Here is a 20383-nt window from a genome sequence, read left to right as displayed (position 1 = left end):
GGATCGGTCTGCTAAGACTGTTTCGGAGTCTGCATTGCACCAAGAGTGGGAGGAAATTCGCGCAGCCCAGGGCAACCCGGCACTGTTCCGTCCGTTGTATGAACGTTACTATGAGTCTGTTTTTCGACTGATTCATCGGCGCACGTCCGATATGGAACTCTCCGGCGACCTTTGCTCGCAAGTTTTTCTCAAAGCGCTCCAAAAGATTACCACCTACACCTTTCAGGGGGTCCCGTTTTCGGCCTGGCTTTTTCGGATTGCCGTCAACGAGGTCAGCCAACATTTTCGGCAACAACAAAATAACCGGGTAGTGACCGTCAACGACATGCATTTGCACGATCTGATTGACGACATGGGTACCGATCCCGAGGAAATGGAGATGTTGCGCCGCAAAATGTTGGGGGCATTGGAAAACCTGAAGGGAGACGACATGCAACTGATTGAAATGCGCTTTTTTGAGCAAAGATCGTTTAAGGAAATTGCCGATATCCTCGGCATGACCGAGAACAATGCAAAGGTTAAAGTACATCGAATTTTGGAACGTCTTAAACGCAGATTATCAGGAGGGTAGGAGCTAAGCTGCATACGCGCTAAAGACCAACCTGCTGAGTAACTGCGATCCAAAACCGTGTTACTATGGGGAACAATTACAACATAAAACGCAATGTTCCGGAGCCTAGCCAGGAGGACATCCAGAAGTTCATGAACTTCGATGCCCTGCTTGAGGCCCACCGGAATGCCGAAACACCGCAGGAGGGTGCCGTGGTTCGGATGTTTACCTCGCCCCGCGAAGGGCAGATCGGTAGCCGAATGCGGCGACGGATCGTGATGGGTTCGGGACTGGCAGCGGCAGCTGCCGTGGCTTTGCTACTCATCGTTCGTTCCCTCAATGACTTGCCTACGCCAGCTCAATCCCAAGCGGTTGCAGATGCGTATTTTGCCGAACAACCTATTGTCAACCCTCCATTGGCTAGTGTTGAACCCAAAGGCAAACCAATAAAAGTCAATGCTGCCGAAGGGGGAACCCTGGACCTAGATGCAGGAGCCCGATTGGTGATCCCACGCACCGCTTTCCAATCCGATCGGGGGCAATTGATCGAATCTGGTGACGTAGACATCTATTATCGGGAAATGCACGACGCTGTGGACTTTTTCGTGGCGGGTGTTCCGATGACTTATGACTCTGCTGGCACTCGGCATTATTTACAGTCGGCGGGGATGATCGAGATCATCGCCCTGCAAAATGGCCAACCTGTAGGTATGGCCCCAGGCAAAACCATCCGCATCGAATTGACTTCATATATTGCTGCCCAGGCCGATGGATCCTGGCCTACCTTTAAGGTCTACCATCTGGATACAGAAGCGCGCAATTGGGTGTTTAATGGCAAAAGCGCCATGGTTTTTGAACAAGAAGTCAATCCTGAACAGCTGGAAAGCATGAGCCCTTCGGATCGCTTGAATGCCGAAAAAGCGGCAATTCTGGCAGCAGATCCGAAACCGGAAGCCCCCATGAAACCTGTAAAACCTGATGGAAAAGCTGTTTCTTTTGAATTGGATTTAAAGGATGGAAGTTTACCCGTCGAGCCAGGTTCGGAGGAAGCCATTGCCAGCTTACAAAAAGGGGCAATCTGGCAGGTGCGGCCCAACTGCCCACCATTTAATGAAAATGCCCTGAACCTGGAATGGAAATCAGCTCGTTTGAAGCGCCTGAGCGAAGTAGAATACGAATTGACCTTGATCGGGGATGCCAATGAATTGCGGCTTCTGGTTCAGCCAGTAATTACGGGCAAGGATTTTGAACGGGCTCAGAGTAACTACAACGAAGCACTTCAAGCCTATGAGGCTAAATTGGCAGAATGGGAAAAAAGAACTTCCGAAAAGATTACTGCGCTGGAAAACCGCTACAATCAGGAAACAAACAACAAAGGAACAGCGGCCTCAACCCAAACGCGCCAGGTGCGGCATATTTTTGACATCAATGCCTTTGGTATTTGGAACTGTGATCGCCCGGCACCGCTGGCCAAGAGCAGTTTCCGCATCCGCATGATTGAAGATCAAAACGGTACCCGCTATCCCAATCAAACGGCTTACTTGAGTGATGAAGATGGAAAGTCCATTTATCAACTCCACACCGGCCGGGGAAGTACGGTTTATTTTGACCAGAAAAAAGAATACCTCCTGTGGATGATGACGCCTGGAGGAAAAATCGCACTGGTGAAAACCAAAGCCGAATGGGCTCAATCCAACCCCCGAAAAGGGGTGAAACTCAAGGTGCAAACCATTGACCATGCGATTCGCAACGAAGCCGATATCCGCGAGGTGTTGAGTAAGGAGTAAAAATAGTTTCACGTTTTGCCTAAATCGTGACTAAACCCGAATTAGCAGCCTTTGAAGCACTTGATCGGCTATAGTAGTGGCCGATCAAGTCTTCAAGATGCAAATTGAGGTTTATTCAGGTTTACTGTGCCATTCAAAAAACACGCCATGCGGGTCCCACCTCTGGCGGATTTCCTGGACTTTTTTTAGATTTTCACCACTCATAAAATGTGCTGTTCGTTTGTGCAAACCTTCATCTGCCAACTGAATGCCAACCGAAAGGTGCTCCATTTTGCGCATCGTATCTGCGGCCCAGCTGCCGTATTTCGAGGTATCATTTTTGTCTTTCCAACAACTGTATAGCGCCAGGTAGAGGTCATCCTCTTTGCTGTAGGCCATATCTGCGTTCAGGTTCCCTGGATACCAATTGAGCCATAAAAAATGCGACGGTGCGGGAGGAAGGGTATCGGCAATGTTTTTGATAAATGGAAGCAAATCGTCAAAACTGGCATGGGTCCACATGTTGTCTACTCCCCAATGGTGATTGGAAGGGTAATGCGTCATCGCAGATTTGTATAACATTTCTATCCCAGGATTAAATGCGGGGATGGAAACCGTCGCTTTATTTTTGACGGGACTATTGTGCATAAAAGATTTGGCTGCTTCAAACTCCTCTTCCGTATCCGCAAAAATAGGCGCCAATACCTCTATTCCAGGGCCGAGCAAATTGAGCATGTGGCGGCTCATGATCAATTGAAATTCAATGGCAGTTGGGATATTTGGTCCCGCTTCGTGCGCCCAACGGTAAACCGCCTCCAGGTGTTTGATGTCAAAATTATGGGACATCGCTGCACGGTATTTTGGCAAAGGGAATAACTTCAGGTAAAAACAGGTTACGATGCCAAAAAAGCCCGGCCCTGAGCCCCGGGCGGCCCAAAACAAGTCAGCATTTTGTGTTTCATCGGCATAAACCAGCTCACCACTAGCCGTGACAATGTCCATCCCAAGGATATGCTGACAGGCAATGCCCGTTTTGCGGCCATTCCAGCCATAGCCCCCCTGCAATAAATAACCGCCGATACAAACTCCTTTGCAATGCCCGGCTGGGAAAAACAAGTTCTGTTTGTACAAAGCCGCCAGCAAAACACTACCACCCACTCCCGGGCCGGCTTTGGCGGTCATGTTTTCGGGATCCACCTCAAATTGGTTGAAATGTTTCATGAGGAGGAGAATGCTGCCATCCCGGATGAAATTGGCACTGAAACTATGCCCCCCAGAACTCACCGTGATGCGTTTTCCAACCCGCTGGGCATATTTTATGGTGTGAATGATGTCTTCCACGGTTTTGGGTTCTACGATCATTGCCGGGCGCTGGCCAGGGTCGATTTTATTGAACAGTGTATTCATGACCACCTGCTTAAAATCCTGGTGGGTGGGTGAGATTATGACTCCAGCAACTGCCAATTCGTCCTGTTTGGCCTGCTCTTGATACAAGCCTGGAAGAAAACCCGCCAAGTGTTTCATTTCTTCCGCACAATGTTGGAACAAATCCTTGGCGAAGTTTTTGGGGAGTTTTTTTAAATTTTTGACCACATTAACCAGTGCAGCAGCGATTTTTCCCTCTTTCCTGGCCCCGATGTATTGCGGCCCAACCCAAAAACGGGAGCGCATTTCTGAGCCATTTTCGGTAGCCCTGACTTGGTGTACCAGGTAACCAAAATCTACTGGGAAACTGGGGTGGCCAATTCTGGCGCAGATAAAAACGGCTTTATCCGGCTCGTTCAGCGCCTGCTTACTGAACCCGAATGCCAACGGGGATTTAAATTGAATGAGCGCATCCTGAATCGTATTACCAATGTATTCCTTGATGACGGAATTCCGGCCAATGTAGCAATGATCGTCCCGGCCATCTTCCCAGTTTGCTGCAAGGTGGGCGCCCGGGTGCCAGAGTTTGTAGCGCATATCCTGAGAACCGTGCCATCCAAACCACCAATCCCACATTTGGGGCGTTACCCCGGGCATATCGGTCAGGGCGGCAACGCGGATGCTCCCGTCTTCGTGTTCGGCATATCCGTTTTCAACGGCTAGGTAACCGTCCTTTTCCAGGACTGCTAAATCCTGGAGCTCCAGCATTTGCTCCCATTTCAGAGGGGCTTGTGAAAGTATGAAGGTCTTTTCAGGTGCTAAGGGTTTGATGTTGTTGTCCAAAAACCTGGCCAATGTATGTTGCAGCTCTTGTTCTGCGTACCCTAAATATTTTTTTGCCATCGTTAGTTTGTTTGAGGCAAAAGTAGGTCTGTAGCCGAATAGACACAATTGAACTAATTCAAGAAATACCTTTCAGGGTCACCTGGTGACTCTTTTTAATTTGCTCAACCATTCCGCGGAGATTCCCATCAGTTCGGCGATGTATTTGGAAGGTACTTTTTTGATGACCATTGGAAAAGTTTCCATGATGTATTTGTACAGTTCTTCGGAGGGCAGTGCGATGATTTTGAGTTTTAATTCATTTTCTTCGGTAAGCGCACTTATGACCTGTGCATTGTAAAAATTGAAGATTGCTTTGTCCATTTCAAAGAGCTGATCCAGGTCTTTGCGGTGCAAGGTCCATACCGTTGAAGGACAAATGGCCCGCAATTCACAGGAGGTAGGTTTTTGACTAAAAAAACTATCTACACAGGCCATAAATGGATGGATGTCCTCCAGGTAAAAATTGATGGTTTTTTCTGTTTCAGTGCTTTCATTGATGTATCGACAAACAAAACCTCCTTGCACTACGAGGTAAACCCGATCACAAACGGCTCCGGGTTTTATGGCTACTTCATTGTTTTTGAAGTGCAAAACCTGGATTTTATCCTCGATGAACTGTGCCGTGCTTGCACTGAGCGACGGGAATAATTGCTGGAGGAATTCTTGGATGCTCAACATGTGGGTACTATTTGGACAGGGTTGAGGTCTTTAGAGCCTAAAATAGTAGTTTTTTATGCCCTTTATTGATATATCTAAAAATTAATTTTGATTATATTTGAGTGTTTAATTTTTTACAACAATTTATTTGCAATGATTCCAGCCAGTACTCATCCAATTCAGCTCGATGCAGCTGAACGCCAGCAATTCATCATTCGGTCTTTTACAGATCACTACTCAGACCTGATTGCGCTTGACGCAGGGGCTTGGCGTGGGAAATTCCGCAAGATGTCGGAAACACCTTTCGCCTTTTACCGAGGCAGTGCAGCCTTGTTCTATGCCGATGTTTCTCAAGATCAAGATCCATTTCTCAATGAAAAAACCAGCCGTGTTTGGATCCAGGGCGATTTGCATGCTCAAAATTTTGGAACCTACATGAACAGCAAAGGGGTTTTAATCTTTGATGTAAATGATTTTGATGAAGCTTATGTTGCGCCATTTACCTGGGATGTAAAACGTTTTTGTGCAAGCTTGGCCTTATTGGGTTACCAAAAAGCCCTGAGCGATGCTGAAATCAAGGAAATTGTTGCACAAGGGGCTCGTGGTTATGCGAAGCAGATTTCCGAATTTGCTAGCGGTGCAAGCAAAAACTTTGCCATCAAAATCGAAAATAGCAAAGGTGCCTTATTGCAAGTGTTGTACAATGCCCGACAGTTGACCCGAGTAGGCTTGCTCGATGCGGAAACTGAAATCATAGATGGAGATCGGCACTTTAAAAACAACAGCATGATTTCTGAAGTAGACGAAGTAACCCGCAAAAAAGTAGATGCGGCACTTATTGAGTACTACAATACCATTCCCAGTGGGAAACGCCGTTCCAAAATGACCTATCAAATCAAGGATGTGGCTTTTCGCCGGGGCCTTGGAGTAGGAAGTGCTGGTTTGAAAATATACAGTATCCTACTGGAAGGGGAAAACCAGGCACTAGAAAACGACCTGATTATCTCCATGAAAGTAGCTCGTCCTTCAGCGGCAGCACCCTACATCAAAGACGACAACATCAAAAACTACTTTGTTAACGAAGGCCACCGCACCTCCGTATCCCAACGTGCTCTGCAGGCCAACGCTGATCCTTTTCTCGGGTACACGACCATGGATGGAGTCAGTATGTTTGTGACGGAGATATCACCCTATACTGCCGATTTGAACTGGGACCACATCAATGATGTAGACGACATTCTGGAAGTTGTTGAAAAATTAGGTGCTTGTATTGCCAAAATCCACTGTTGCTCAGATGATGACAGTGATCAGACCCTGATTCAGTATTCAATCGAAGAGGCCATCAACGAAGCATTGGATGGCAGAGAGGCAGATTTCGTAGACTACATCACCACTTTCAGTTTGCAATATGCAGAAAGGGTCAAAGAAGATCATCGTTTGTTCTTTGATGCATTCCGCAATCGGATGATTCCTGGTTTGTAAGGAGAGGTTTAACCTCAATGAGAATAGGCATGGATGGTGGAATAGAACACATCATTCATGCCTTTTTTTTAACTGCCACCAAAAAATAGCCCAAAGGTCAATGTTGTCAATTCGCACTGTTTATTAATGACCTACGTCATTGTAAATCTGTCAATTACGGTGCAATTTTCTCCTGAAATGGACAAAACCATTTTGTGAGCATCATGAAAACCTTGACTAACTTCACAAAAGAAAGAGGTATCGTCCTGTTTATGGCTTTATTCCTCTCAACTACATTGGGTGATAAAATGAGTCTACACCCATCCGTCTATGTGTACAATGGAGAAAAGTACGTAGCGCAAGGTGAATTATACAGTGGCATGATTGGCGAGAACCTCGCCAATTATGAATATTTCCCATTGCCGGGATTGCAGGCACAGGCGGGCAACTTCCAGCTACGCATCAGCAATGAGTCCAATGGTTTGCAATATGCCGATATGGCTCAACTGCTGGTGGTTCAGCACCCTCAAAACAAAGAGGTGATTATGGACCAACGTGGCAAAGCCCACCTGATTGGCAAAGCTCAAAAGCCAAGTAGTGTGACCAGTTCCAATGGCAGCGATTTAAGCCTGGCCACTGGTGCCAAAGATGATCAGGTCTTTGCCTTTGACAATGAAGAATTTTCCCGCAATGCGGTCATCCTCAAGTTTAAAAAACCGGAAAGAACCGAAAGGGGCAAGCTGATCCTGCGGGCACAAAGCTCCGAATGGATGGCACGAATAGTAAACAGCTACTACCGCAAATTTGGCAAAGATTTCCCCAATTGGTTGCAAGAACAAAATGCCCTGAGTAGCCCGGAAAGATTGCAAGGCATGCGCGACAATGACCTGCCCTTGTCTGTATACCTCAAGCGGGATGGCGAGTGGGAATTGCTGGAATATTTTGTAGCCACTACACCTTTACAAGCTCGTGATCTGGTGGTTCCACTTAACCTGATGACCATAAAAGATCCAGAGTTGGAATTGAAAGTGGAAACCGGCTTCAAGTTTTGGGAACTGGATTACGCTGCAATGGATTTTACGCCCAATGGTCAGGTGACCACAACCTTCATCCAACCCAACTCTGCAATGGATCAAGACAAAAAGAATGCCTTGGCTCTGCTGGCGGATGCTGACCTAAAATACGTTGTGCTCAAAAAGACGGGCGATTTTATCGAACTCTTGTACCCGGAATCAGCACTGACAAATGGGGGAGGGGCGAATACTTTCTTTTTGTACACCAAAGGATATAGCGAAATGAATATCCGTTTTGAGGGTGCTCCTGAAGTCAATGAGTTGAAAAAATTAAAAGAACCAGGCGCTCTTTCTGAGTATTCAAAAACGGAATATTTGAAAAATAAGGCTGAAGGAAAGGTTTCCTCGATGTAGATGGATATTAAATAATAAACCCTGGGTGAGCTTTTTCCCAGGGTTTATTTGTCTGGATTACCCAACATTATTGTCTATTACTTATATACATACAACTCCACCCGTTGCACCCCATACTGCGCATACGGTATCCGCACATGCCGCCCTTGATGCGTTTGATCCCCATTCAAATGCCGCAAAATTTTCCACTGATTTTGCTCAAAAGCTCCTTCATCCACTTTTAAAATACCAATGTTAAGGGCAGGATCAGAAACTGGTTTGAAGGTGACTACCACCCCTGTTCCCGCCAAATAAAACTCATCTTCCCCCGTTTGGATCAACATCGCCCCAGCCATCGGCCATTCTGCAGCGGAAGCACCCGGCGACCAGCCCAGGGTAAACTCGTGTTTGAAGGTAAACTCGTATTTACCCATCCGTACAATTGTTTCCGAATTGGTTTTGTCCAAAAGCACCCCTTCAATTTTGCCTTTACCCTGGTTGCTGCTGATCAGGGGGCTGAGGGATTCAATCAATTGGTACATTTTACCCAAACCTTCCTCACTTGGTTTTTCGGTGGATTCAATGGAAAATGGAGAAAAACCTAAAGCGTTGTAATGGCCAATGGCATAGATCGCCTTGGCAGCTACGGTCGGATCAAAGCGGTGTTCTGGAACAAATAAAGGATCACCCTGACGGGTATACAGGTCATTCCAGTGTTTAAAATCGGGATTGTAAAAATCAGGAGCGAGAAAATCAATGGCTGGACCTGCAGCTTTCCAAACGTCCATCAAATGGGGTAGGGGGCCTGCACTCGGATAATTTCCAGGCTCACGCCCCGGGCGATTCAGTGCGGCATTGACGAACATAGGCAAAGGGTAGATTTTTTTCCCTGCTGCGGTGATTTTATTGGCAAAAAGGGCATAGTACCAGGCCATAAAAATCTCGTCGGTGTGGAGGCCCTTGCCAAATATCTCTTCCCAGTTACCTGAGGTTTTGTAGCCGTTGTTCTTCCAGATTTGCAGAAATTCGGGGGCGAGTTTTTCCTTGTTTTGCTGGAGGTATTTGATCAATTCGCTGGGTACTGATTTTTGGAAAACTGCATTGGCCAAGGGGTGGTGATCTCGCGCGGAGGGCAACATCCCGATCTCATTTTCTACCTGCACCATGATCACGGTATGCTGCGTGCCATCGTATTCCTTGATGAAGCCCATCAGTTTTTCAAAAGCCCGCAGGTCGGCTTGGATGTTGTTTTCACTAAAGGAACTCAGAATCTCCTGGCTGCGGCCAGTATTGTCTTTTACCCGAGGGTACTTGTCTTGGTTGAGTTTGACCCAGGCTGGAGCGTGGCTCGACATGCTGTTTTTCCAGGAACCAAACCAGAGGAAAACAATTTTGAGCTCGTTTTTGCGGGCATCATTAATCAGGTCGCGGAGTAAAGTGAAATCGTATTTTCCTTCCTGGGGTTCGAGCAGTTCCCAATACACGGGAATCAGCACCGTGTTGAGGTGCATGGCCTTGAGCTTGGGCCAAATGGGCTGCATGTTTTGAATGGTGGAGGCAGAGGAGTTGCCGAGTTCGCCACCCAGCATAATAAAGGGTTTGCCGCCGACAATGAACTGGGTGACGTCGCCCTGCTTGCGAAGGGCGGGGATCGGATTTTGTGCAACTACAAATTGAAGTTGTGCGACCGTGAAGAGCAGCAGCAAGAGGCATTCAGCCCAGAATTGTGCTAAGGTCTGCCAACCCCCGACCCCTAAAGGGGAGTACATTTTACGCATGTTTAAAGCTTTGATTTTTAATTCAAAATGGGCCTAAATAAAAAAAGGCTATCCCCAACCTAAGTCAAAGATAGCCTTTTCCACTTATACTTTATTACATCATCCCAGGCATCCCGCCACCGCCATGCATATTTGGCATTGCAGCATCTTTCTCTGGTTTGTCATTTACAACACATTCGGTAGTCAACACCATTCCGGCAATGGAAGAAGCATTTTCCAAAGCAACGCGGGTAACCTTCGTAGGGTCAATTACGCCTGCTTTTTTCAGGTCTTCGTATTTGTCGGTACGGGCGTTGTAACCCATAGAATCTTTGGAGTTGGATACCCGTTGCAAAACTACGGAACCTTCTACACCAGCGTTTTCAGCAATGCAACGCAAGGGCGCTTCCAGTGCTTTTTTCACGATGGCCATCCCGATGGTTTCGTCTTCGTTGGTGCCTTTGGCATTGGTTAGTGCTTTGATTGCACGTACCAAGGCCACACCACCACCTGCAACAATACCTTCTTCGATAGCAGCACGGGTTGCGTGCAGGGCATCGTCAACGCGGTCTTTTTTCTCCTTCATTTCTACTTCGGTAGGTGCACCTACATAAAGTACTGCCACCCCGCCTGACAATTTTGCCAAACGCTCTTGCAGTTTTTCGCGATCGTAGTCAGAAGTCGTAGCAACAATTTGCTGCTTGATTTGGGAAATACGAGCATTGATCAGCTCTTCATCACCCTTACCGTTGATGATCGTCGTGTTGTCTTTGTCCACTTCGATTTTTTCAGCAAGTCCGAGGTGTTCCAAACCAGCGTTTTCCAGTTTGTAGCCTTTTTCTTCGGAGATCACGGTACCACCTGTCAAAACGGCGATGTCTTCCAACATTGCTTTGCGGCGGTCGCCAAATCCTGGAGCTTTAACGGCAACGATTTTCAGGTTGGCACGCAGGCGGTTAACCACCAATACGCCCAAAGCCTGGCTTTCAATGTCTTCAGCGATGATCAACAAAGAACGACCGCTACCCACAACTTTTTCCAAAACTGGCACGATGTCGGCCATGTTGGAAATTTTGCGGTCAGTGATAAGGATATATGGACTTTCGTACTCCGCGGTCATGTCCTCTGTGTTGGTCACAAAGTAAGGAGAAAGGTAGCCACGGTCGAATTGCATACCCAATACTTCATCTACATAAGTATCGGTTCCTTTGGCTTCTTCTACAGTGATGACGCCGTCTTTGGTTACCCGCTTCATCGCATCAGCGATCAAGGCACCAATTTCTTCGTCGTTGTTGGCAGAGATTGCAGCAACTTGTTTGATTTTTTCAAAATCGTCGCCAATTTGCTCAGACTGTTCTTTGAGGTTTTCTACCACTTTTCGAACAGCCTTGTCCATACCCCGCTTAAGGTCCATTGGGTTGGCACCAGCAGCTACGTTTTTCAAGCCTGCGTTGATCATGGCTTGAGCCAAAACGGTTGCTGTAGTGGTACCATCACCTGCAATATCGGCGGTTTTGGACGCTACTTCTTTTACCATTTGAGCGCCCATGTTTTCAACGGCGTCTTCCAATTCAATTTCTTTGGCCACGGTAACCCCGTCTTTGGTAATTTGAGGTGCACCGAAGCTTTTTTGGATAACCACGTTGCGGCCTTTGGGTCCGAGGGTTACTTTCACTGCATTAGCCAGAGCATCTACACCAGCGCGCAATTTTTCTCTTGCGTCGCGGTTGAAGCTAATTTCCTTAGCCATATTGCTTTTGAATTTAAATGTCGAAAAAGGTAATTTGGAAAGAGGACGCTATGTCATGCGCCCAAAGTCAGTAAGACGAAGTGACAGGTTGATTAAATAACAACCAGAATGTCGTCTTCACGCATGATCAGATACTCCTGACCTTCGTAATTCAGTTCTTGGCCGGCGTATTTGCCATAAAGAACGATGTCGCCAACCTGAACGGTCATCAAATTACCGTCTTTACCTGGGCCAACGGCCACAACTTCACCGCGCTGCGGTTTTTCTTTGGCAGTGTCAGGAATGATGATACCACCTTTGGTTTTCTCTTCAGCCGGAGCGGGTTTAACAACAACTCGATCGTTGATAGGCTTCATAATCAGAATATTAGTAAATAGTTTTGAAACTTTAGGTTTAAATAACGTCTATCACTTAGCATATGTCGTGCCAATGTGGAGTGGGGTGTCAAAATGGCAGGGCTAAAAATTTTGGGTTTCCAATTGTTTTTTCACTATCTAGAGCATGCTCAGGAAAAGTGGTTCCACGATTCAGGGAAGTGGCACGCGAAAAACTTGGAAAGCCAGACAAGGTTTTATTTCTTGTCAAAAATTTGTTTTTATGAAATTGTTTAGATCGCTAGCAAGAACTTTACTTTGTTTTGGTTTAATGGGACCAGCGCTACTCATTGCGCAAAACATTTACGACAATAACCCCATGCAACGCTTGCCCATCGGCATGCAGCTTTCGGAGTACCAGCAACACCTGCCAACTGGAGGCAAAGTGGATAAGGCCCGAATTTGCCCGCCCAACTGGTGGATAGGTATGAAAAATACTAACCTCCAATTGATGATTTACGACCAGAACATCCACAAATGTTCGGTAAAAATCAAATACCCTGGTGTAAAGGTATTGAAGGTACATGCCGCAGAAAACCCCAATTATTTGTTCATCGACCTACAAATCAACGCCTCCGCCAAACCCGGCCAAATGCTCATTTCTTTGTGTGATGGACAAAAAACATACCCCTATGAATTGCGTGCCCGCGAGCGCAACCCCTTGTACCACCAGCCTCTGAGCCCGGCCGACAACATGTACCTGATTATGCCCGATCGTTTTGCCAATGGGGATTCAAGCAACGATCGTTTTGAAGACATGAGTTCAGATTTGCTGAACCGAGATAAAATCTATTTTCGCCACGGTGGGGATATTCAGGGCATCATCGATCGACTGGATTACCTTCAAGACCTAGGCATTACGGCCATTTGGGTCATGCCCGTGCTGGAATCCGATCAGCCTTATGAGTCCTATCATGGATATGCACCTACCGATCATTATACCATTGACAAGCGTTATGGCAGCAATGAATTGTACAAACAACTGGTTGAAAAGGCGCATGCCAAAGGCATCAAAGTGGTAATGGACATCATCCACAACCACGTAGGAGATCGCCATTGGACCATCCGGGATATCCCCTTCAAGGATTGGATCAACCAGGAATGGCCTACTTATACGAAATCCAATTACCGGGATGCGGTATGGATTGATCCTTATGTCTCAGCGGCGGACCGACAGCGTTTAGCGAATGGATGGTTCGACAGCCATATGCCCGACCTGAACCAACGTAACCCATTTTTGGCCAATTTCCTGTTGTACAGCAATCTGTGGTGGATGGAATACTCGGGTCAGGATGCCTTCCGCATCGATACTTATTTTTATCCCGAACAGGATTTTATGATCAATTGGGGCAAAAGGATTCAGGAAGAATACCCAGGCTTTACTTTTTTTGCTGAAACCTGGGTACAGAGTACCCTTTCCCAGGCTCAGTTTACAGCTGGAAACCGACTGACCGAAGGCCAACGGTTTTTGCCCTCCGTGACAGATTTTCAGTTGAATTATGCCCTCTTGGAAGCCGCTTCAGGCCGACAAGGTTGGACGGAGGGGGCCAATCGCCTTTACCTCACCCTTAGCAATGACTTTTTGTACCAGGATGCCCGCCGGAATGTCACTTTTTTGGACAATCATGACGTTAGTCGCTTTTTGACGGTGCTAAACAATGATTGGCAAAAATACCACGCTGGATTGACTGCACTTTTGACCATCCGTGGTTTGCCTTGCTTGTATTATGGCACTGAAATTGGCATTACGGGCGCTGGAGGTTCCTTTGGTGAAGCTGGGCGTAAAGATTTTTTGGGTGGTTGGAAGGAAGATAAATTGAACAAATTCACTGCGGCAGGACGTCAGGGGATGGAGGAAACGACTTATCAACTCTTGCGCAAGTTATTGCACTACCGGAAAAACACTTCAGCCCTTCAAACGGGTAAAACCCGACATTTTATACCCGAAGATGGTATTTACGTATACTTCCGCTACGATGACGCCAAGCGGGTGATGATGCTTTGGAATACAACTGATAAGGCCCAGGAACATAAGCTTGAGCGTTATGCTGAAATGCTGAAGGGCTATCGAACTGGGCGAGATGTGCTCAAGGAGGAGGCGGTAAATTTGAATGCCATTAGGATTGAACCTTTTTCGGTACGGGTCATAGAGTTGCAGTAGACAAAAGCGACTGAGGTGCCTCTTCGGTGCCTTAGGTTTCTTAGGTGGTAAAAAAAACAAAACAAAGCATGTTTCACCACCTAAGAAACCTAAGGCACCGAAGAAACACCTTGGAAAAAGTGTATTTTGCACAGAAAAAACATGCGCAATCTTCAACACTTTTCGCTCCTTTTTTGCATCCTGATCACTGGGATTTCCTTAACAGCCCAGAATAAAAAGCCAAGCAAAGGCCAATCTAGTATTGATCAAAAACTGGTCGAATTGGGCATTGTCCTTCCCTCCGTTTCTGCCCCCATTGCCAACTACGTCAACGCCGTTCAAACCGGGAAACTCATCTTTTTGGCCGGCAAAGGCCCACGCAAGGAAGACGGCTCGTACATTACAGGAAAAGTAGGTGTTGATTTGACCATTGAGCAAGGTTATGAAGCAGCTCAGCTTACTGCCATTAACCAATTGGCAGCCCTTAAAGCAGAAATTGGCAGCCTGGATCGGGTAAAACGAATCGTAAAAGTGTTGGGTATGGTCAATTGTGGGTCCGATTTTGGCGATCAACCCAAGGTCATCAATGGTTTTTCCGACTTGATGGTGAAAGTATTTGGGGAGAAAGGCAAACATGCCCGTTCGGCGGTGGGCATGAGTTCCTTGCCCAGTAAGATGGCCGTAGAAGTGGAGATGATCGTCGAAATCTGGTAGGGGCAACCCTAAGTGGTTGCCCCTATCAAATTTGGGCAACCGCAAGGGAGCCAAATTTGGGCGCCCACGAAGGGGCGCCCGTACGACATTATTTCAATATCAATTTCTTTGCCACGAGTCCCTTATCAAAACGCACCTGCAGCACATATGTACCCGGAGGTATGCTCCCTCGTTGCATTTCAAAATCATTCTCATCCACATTGGCATACCCTCGAACCATCTTGCCATCTAAACTGTAGAGGGCAATGTCTCGCATTTTGAACTCCGTTGCACTTTCCAGATAGATCCGGTCGGCTACAGGATTTGGCCCAATTTTCAGTTTCACTACATCTTCCGAGATGATTTCGTGAGTAGAAGTAGCTAGATTGAGTTGTAGGTAAGCACGGGGGATGAATACCTGCATCATGGTATCAATATAAGCCATTGCTTTAGCTTTGCTCATATTGGGGTTGGTCAACAAACCATTGGAATGCAATACTTTCCAATCGTCTTTACGTCCGGTTGCTGCATTGAAACCAGCCACAACTGCTTTCAAGGTAGTAGTGTCCCACCATTCCCATGGGCCAGCTTCGAAACGGTTGTTAGGAGTGACAAAGGGGTACATGTTATCTGCCGATAAGGTGGTAGCCATGCCGCCAATGTTGGTATTCGGGCCATTGGGTAGGGGGACGTTTTTCAATACCTGATTCTTCAAGTTAACGAAAGTTTGTTCAGTGTTGGCTGGTGCCAACTTTGCATTCAAACCTGTTGAATTAGCACGCTCTACTACAGAACGAGTACCCGATACGTTCACTACAAATTCGCGGGTAGTAGGTACAATTACCGCTCCATCGGCAAAAGGTGCAAATGGGTCAGACAACACGTGAAAACCAATGAAGGCAGGTTCACCTGCTTTACCTTCGAGCCAACCAATGTCTCCCAGTGCTCCTCCCATATTTACTGCCAATTGAAAATCAGAGCTATAATTTGCATGGTTGGCAATGTTCAGCAGCTTTGTGGTTGTGCCAAAAGGGTTACTACTGACTGTAGTATCAACATAGGCGGTCAACTTCTCGGTGTCGATGAACTTGGGAATCTGAATTTCTTCCTTGAAACGATCTAAATATGCGGCACCCATGCTGATGTAACCACCAGTGCCTTGGCCCCACAATACCAATTTATTGGGGTCAATGCCATAAACATTATTGCTTTCGGCAACAGATTTACGCAAGAAACGCACACAAGTCCGTGCGTCCTGAACCCCACGGTAGGCTGCGTTCAGTAGAGTACCAGTACGGGTGTTCTGACCAGAAGGGCCAGTTGCAGCAGGGTTCCAACCCACGCGGTAAGTAGGAACAAATACAACATAACCCAAACGAGTAAAGCGACGAGCAAATTCCACAACTGATGAATCACTCCGTGCACCCGTAATACCACCATTAATGATGGGAGGAAGAAAGCTACCAGTGTGGAAGTACACTACCGCAGCACGGTTTGTGGAATTGTCACCAGCAGGTGTATATACATCCATGACCAGATCCTGAGCAGCAGGAGATCCCGTCAGAACGGATATATTGTTCCCATACACCACGTTTCTTTGAACCGAAAAACTGCTGAATACATCCGTGCGATATCTACCTGGTTGGGCAGACAGACCTATTGTTCCCAGCATAATAATCAACAACAGCAGCAAAGTGTTGAGTTGTTTCATTTGAAAATGTTTTTGAGTGAATTAAAATGAAATGACCAACAAAAAATCAGGAGTTTACCTCAAAAGGGATAAACTCCTGAAAATACTATCTTTTATTTTTTGTTCCAATCATAAAGCAGCGACAAGTAGGCCAAACGACCAATTCTAGGTCCCCCATAAGTTTGGAATGTCAGATTATTCAAGATGTTCGATGCACCCAGTTTAAAGGTTGTGTTGATTTTTTTGACATGCCAGTTCATCTGGGCGTCGAGCATGCTATAACTCGGAATAACACCAGTAAACTGGGGAGAACCTTCAAACACAAATCCATCAATCCACTTGTAATTGATGTTGAAACCAAAGTCAGGGAAATTCAAGCCCAGGAATTTTACAGCCAGGTCCCTTCCCGAAAACCCAAGATTGTATTTGTGCTTAGGGGTATTGAATGCTGGAATGATGGGGTCATCACTGACGCTGTTTAGCTGATTAAAAGAGTAGTTGCCATTCAAGACATAGTTTTGTCCAAAATAATAGCTACTGCCTATCGAAAACCCTTGGGTGGTCACCCGGTCAGTTGCATTGGCGGCTACCCGGTAGGCCTGCACCCGGGCTGGCAAGCCAGTCAATTGATCAAAAGCGGCATCTACACCAATATTATAGCCGATAAAATCTTGGTAGAAGCTATAATAGTAGGCTGCATCCAAGTACAACTTGTCAAAAAATGTATTGCGATATCCTGCTTCAACGGTACGCACTTGTTCGGGCCGAATAGGTGCTACATCAAAATAGCTTAATTTGTTTCTATCCCGAGTGTTGAGGTATTCCCGTAAGGATTCAATGGTCAATAGGTCGTTGAACCCATTTAAATTCCCAATGAGAATGGCGCGGCCCACGTTGTAAAAAAGGTATTGGTCTGCCAGGGTTGGGTTGCGAATAGCCGATGAAAACGACAAGCGCAAAACCTGATCACGATTGGGAGTATAAACCAGTGAAGCCGCTGGAGAAACCAGGTAATTGAAGTTTTGGTTTTTATCCAATCGAATCGAGCCGCTGATTTTTAATCTTTTATCCAATTCCAAAGTGCCACCACCATAAATGCCATACTCATAGGTGTTGATGTTGACGTCTCCTGTATCCAACAAGAGTGATCCCTTGGAATTTGGCGTGTACAAGCGGAAGTTTGCACCCACCAAAAGATCTAGGTCAGTAATCGAACCACCCTTTTCTGGTTTAATCAGGTCGTTGAACTTGTACTCACCGTGGGTATGATAGAGGGCTGAACGGTCGAAAAAACGGGTACCTCCTTCACTGTAGCCCAGTCGCGAGGTGATGCTGTTGAATTCTTGTTGGAAACGTGCCGTACCAGGCTCAAAAAAATCAACCGACTGGAAGAGTGGATTACCTTTGACTACCTGTAGTTGTGCCAAAGAATGGTATACCGCAAGGGAATCTTGTACGCGACTATTGCCTAAAAATGCACTTTGCGCTGTTCGAAACTCATCAGGCCGCCCAATGTAGTCGATGGGATTGGGATAACCCTCGATGCGGCGTACACGAGGGTTGATATTGGTTTGCCAATAATTGATGTAGTCCGATGCCCATTTGATGTCTTCCTTTGCGTTGTTTTGCAGCTGCAAAGCAGTAAAATATGGGTCATATGAATTTCCAGCATCTTCATGGGTTACATAAAAGCGCAGGAAATACTTCTCATTTTGTTTCAATTCAATTTTGTGCTGAAAGAACTGAATGTCCCGCAAACTATAGCGATTGTCACCCTGATACACCGTAGTTCCAGTGCTGTAATTGGTACCCAGTACCAATTCAGGTGAGTTAAAATCTTTGGCTGGATTCAAGCGAAGGTGAAAAGCCGTAGCGGCCTTTAGGTTTTCAGAGTCATAATCGACCAAGTCAATTTCTTTGTACCCTTGGCGGTGAATGATGCCCATGCCAATCAGGTTGAAGTTGCCAGTAAAGTCGTTGGAAATCAGGTATTCATCACCGTAAATGTTCACTGCGTCGTAGCCGCCGGGGTTGCTAGCTTTACTTGGTGTATCAAAAACAGGATCATAATTGTCGGCCACCCAGTCATTCGCCCGAAAGCCGGACAAGTTGAATTTGTAGGCAAAAACATCTTTTCCTGACTTGTTTTTAAAAGCATCGGCCCAACGCAAACCTGCTTCAAACAAACTTCTTTCTCCACCTTTTACAGTGGCTTCCAAACCCTTGTGCAAAAACGGGCTTTTGGTTTGCATGCTCACTACGCCGTTAAATGCGTTGGGCCCATAAAAAGCGGAAGAGGCGCCAACGATCAAGGTCACACTGTTTACATCCAATTCAGATGCACCAAGGAAGTTACCCAAAGAGAAGTTCAACCCTGGCGATTGATTGTCGACACCATCAATGATTTGTAATGAACGCACCGGGCTGGTACTATTGAACCCCCTGGTATTGATGATTTTGAAACCCAAACTGGCTGCAGTAAGGTCCACCTCTTTCAAAGAACCCAAACCATCGTAAAAATTGGCCGCTGGTGTTTCTGTAATCGCAATTGCGTCCATGGTTTCCATGGTCAAGGGCGATTGTACTTTCTTTTCAGAGATGCGTCGCCCTTTAACTTCGACCTGATCAATAGTAACTGCATCCTCGGCCAATTCGATGACCAGTTTGGGCTGGATAGTATTGAGGGTAACCTCTTTATCAGTATAGCCAACGTAGGAAACGACGAGAACGAGGGGGAGTTTTTGGGCTGTGGACAATTCAAATTTTCCCTCCAAATCAGCAACTGTTCCCTCTGTAGTCCCTTTTATCACCACTGTCGCATTGGCCAGGCCTTCTTTATTCCCCGCATCTTTAATTTCTCCCCGGATGGTCGTCTGAGCATAGATGATGCATGAAGAAGAGAAAATCAAAATGATGCTAAGCATCAATGACTTGTATAGATATTTCATGCTGAAAACCGAAATAGTGAGCGAATAATATTCTTAATGAGGGCAAATTAGTGAAAATTCGCTAACTAGTTAATCTTTGTAAACCGAATTTTATCCAATTGTAAGTCTAAGCACAAATTTTTATTCCGAACATTCCACATGTTAAGAAATTAACTTGTGTGTAGCACTTGTAAAAATAAGACTGTCCAAATAATTAACTAATGGAAATGAATTGCCGACAATGCAAAGCCCAGTAATAAGGCCAACCATTTGCCCCAGGAAAAGTGGTGGCTGGTATGGGCGTCGTTTTCAAAAAGGATAGTAGAGCCAATTTGTAAAAGGTTTCCAGTCACTATCGACAATAAAAGATGTAAAACATTTGGGTCCTGGAAAAAAAATTGAGCAAAAAAAGCCGCTAATGGGGACATACTGGCAAAAACTAGCAACAATAGGGAGGCAGGAATTTTTTTAAGCCCACTCATCAACAAGAAGGATGTAAGGGCAAAAGCTGCCGGAATATTGTGCACCGTAATGCTCAGCAAGAGGTGATAAAACTGATTGTCGCTATTTTGCTCATTAAAGGCTTGCGCAAAGGTACGATAGCCCCCCAAAGGTAAGCCTTCAATCAGCGCATGTAAACATAAGCCCAGCATAATTGAAAAGGCCAGCCAACCTGTTTTTTGGCCATGGCTATGCACATGCCCATGTTCTACACCTCCTGACCATTCTTCCAGCAACAATTGAAGTGCAAAACCAAGCAACATCCACAGCCCCGTGTAATGATCGCCTTTGGTAAACAAATCGGGCAAGAGCTGCACCAAAACCACTCCCAAAATAAACGCACCATTGAACAACATGATGAACCGCACGAGTTTAGGCTTTCGATCGCCCAAATAAAATGCTGGTATACCTCCAATAAAGGGGGTTAGAAAGAGGAGCAGGTATTCCCAAATGTGCATTCG

Annotated in this window: 14 protein-coding genes; 6 read left to right on the top strand and 8 right to left on the bottom strand. The window is 46.2% G+C overall.

Going from position 1 to position 20383, the window contains the following annotated elements:
* Window positions 1-571, top strand: a 571-nt coding sequence (locus SFV55_RS04400; protein ID WP_320028249.1) for a sigma-70 family RNA polymerase sigma factor, incomplete at its 5' end; no start/stop codon positions are given.
* Window positions 572-636: 65 nt separating this feature from the next.
* Window positions 637-2337: a hypothetical protein gene (locus SFV55_RS04395; protein WP_320028248.1), complete on the top strand. Its 1701-nt coding sequence runs from the start codon at window positions 637-639 to the stop codon at window positions 2335-2337.
* Window positions 2338-2448: 111 nt separating this feature from the next.
* Here the strand turns inward: SFV55_RS04395 and SFV55_RS04390 are convergent, their stop codons facing one another.
* Entirely contained in the window at window positions 2449-4584 is a 2136-nt protein-coding gene (locus SFV55_RS04390) for a DAPG hydrolase family protein (protein ID WP_320028247.1), read from the bottom strand.
* A gap of 78 nt (window positions 4585-4662) precedes the next feature.
* Entirely contained in the window at window positions 4663-5244 is a 582-nt protein-coding gene (locus SFV55_RS04385; RefSeq protein ID WP_320028246.1) for a Crp/Fnr family transcriptional regulator, read from the bottom strand.
* Between the two features lie 132 nt (window positions 5245-5376).
* Here SFV55_RS04385 and SFV55_RS04380 point away from each other — a divergent pair, with 132 nt between their 5' ends.
* Window positions 5377-6705, top strand: a complete 1329-nt coding sequence (locus tag SFV55_RS04380) for a DUF2252 domain-containing protein (RefSeq protein ID WP_320028245.1) — start codon at window positions 5377-5379, stop codon at window positions 6703-6705.
* Window positions 6706-6908: 203 nt separating this feature from the next.
* Window positions 6909-8111: a hypothetical protein gene (locus tag SFV55_RS04375; protein ID WP_320028244.1), complete on the top strand. Its 1203-nt coding sequence runs from the start codon at window positions 6909-6911 to the stop codon at window positions 8109-8111.
* Window positions 8112-8188: 77 nt separating this feature from the next.
* Here the strand turns inward: SFV55_RS04375 and SFV55_RS04370 are convergent, their stop codons facing one another.
* From SFV55_RS04370 to groES, 3 genes are all read right to left on the bottom strand, one after another.
* Complete coding sequence (locus tag SFV55_RS04370; RefSeq protein ID WP_320028243.1) at window positions 8189-9868, bottom strand: DUF5597 domain-containing protein; 1680 nt, start codon at window positions 9866-9868, stop codon at window positions 8189-8191.
* A gap of 94 nt (window positions 9869-9962) precedes the next feature.
* The gene (gene groL, locus SFV55_RS04365; protein WP_320028242.1) at window positions 9963-11597 is read right to left on the bottom strand and encodes a chaperonin GroEL; all 1635 of its coding nucleotides are present in this window, start codon (window positions 11595-11597) and stop codon (window positions 9963-9965) included.
* Window positions 11598-11689: 92 nt separating this feature from the next.
* Window positions 11690-11953, bottom strand: a complete 264-nt coding sequence (gene groES / locus SFV55_RS04360) for a co-chaperone GroES (RefSeq protein ID WP_413776687.1) — start codon at window positions 11951-11953, stop codon at window positions 11690-11692.
* Between the two features lie 241 nt (window positions 11954-12194).
* Between groES and SFV55_RS04355 the strand changes: the two genes are divergently transcribed.
* Window positions 12195-14132, top strand: coding sequence for a glycoside hydrolase family 13 protein (locus tag SFV55_RS04355; protein ID WP_320028241.1), 1938 nt, complete (start codon window positions 12195-12197; stop codon window positions 14130-14132).
* Window positions 14133-14273: 141 nt separating this feature from the next.
* The gene (locus tag SFV55_RS04350; protein ID WP_320028240.1) at window positions 14274-14825 is read left to right on the top strand and encodes a RidA family protein; all 552 of its coding nucleotides are present in this window, start codon (window positions 14274-14276) and stop codon (window positions 14823-14825) included.
* 88 nt (window positions 14826-14913) lie between these two features.
* On the opposite strand, the gene SFV55_RS04345 is transcribed toward SFV55_RS04350, so the two are convergent.
* From SFV55_RS04345 to SFV55_RS04335, 3 genes are all read right to left on the bottom strand, one after another.
* Entirely contained in the window at window positions 14914-16515 is a 1602-nt protein-coding gene (locus SFV55_RS04345; RefSeq protein ID WP_320028239.1) for a T9SS type A sorting domain-containing protein, read from the bottom strand.
* Between the two features lie 92 nt (window positions 16516-16607).
* Window positions 16608-19442 (bottom strand): TonB-dependent receptor, encoded by a 2835-nt coding sequence (locus tag SFV55_RS04340; protein ID WP_320028238.1) that lies wholly within the window; start codon window positions 19440-19442, stop codon window positions 16608-16610.
* Window positions 19443-19639: 197 nt separating this feature from the next.
* The gene (locus tag SFV55_RS04335; RefSeq protein WP_320028237.1) at window positions 19640-20380 is read right to left on the bottom strand and encodes a ZIP family metal transporter; all 741 of its coding nucleotides are present in this window, start codon (window positions 20378-20380) and stop codon (window positions 19640-19642) included.
* Window positions 20381-20383: the final 3 nt, after the last annotated feature.

This window comes from Haliscomenobacter sp. (assembly GCF_033763495.1).
In the GTDB taxonomy this organism is placed as follows: domain Bacteria; phylum Bacteroidota; class Bacteroidia; order Chitinophagales; family Saprospiraceae; genus Haliscomenobacter.
The sequence above is the reverse complement of the archived record's forward strand: the minus strand, read 5'-3'. Positions and strand labels throughout refer to the sequence as shown.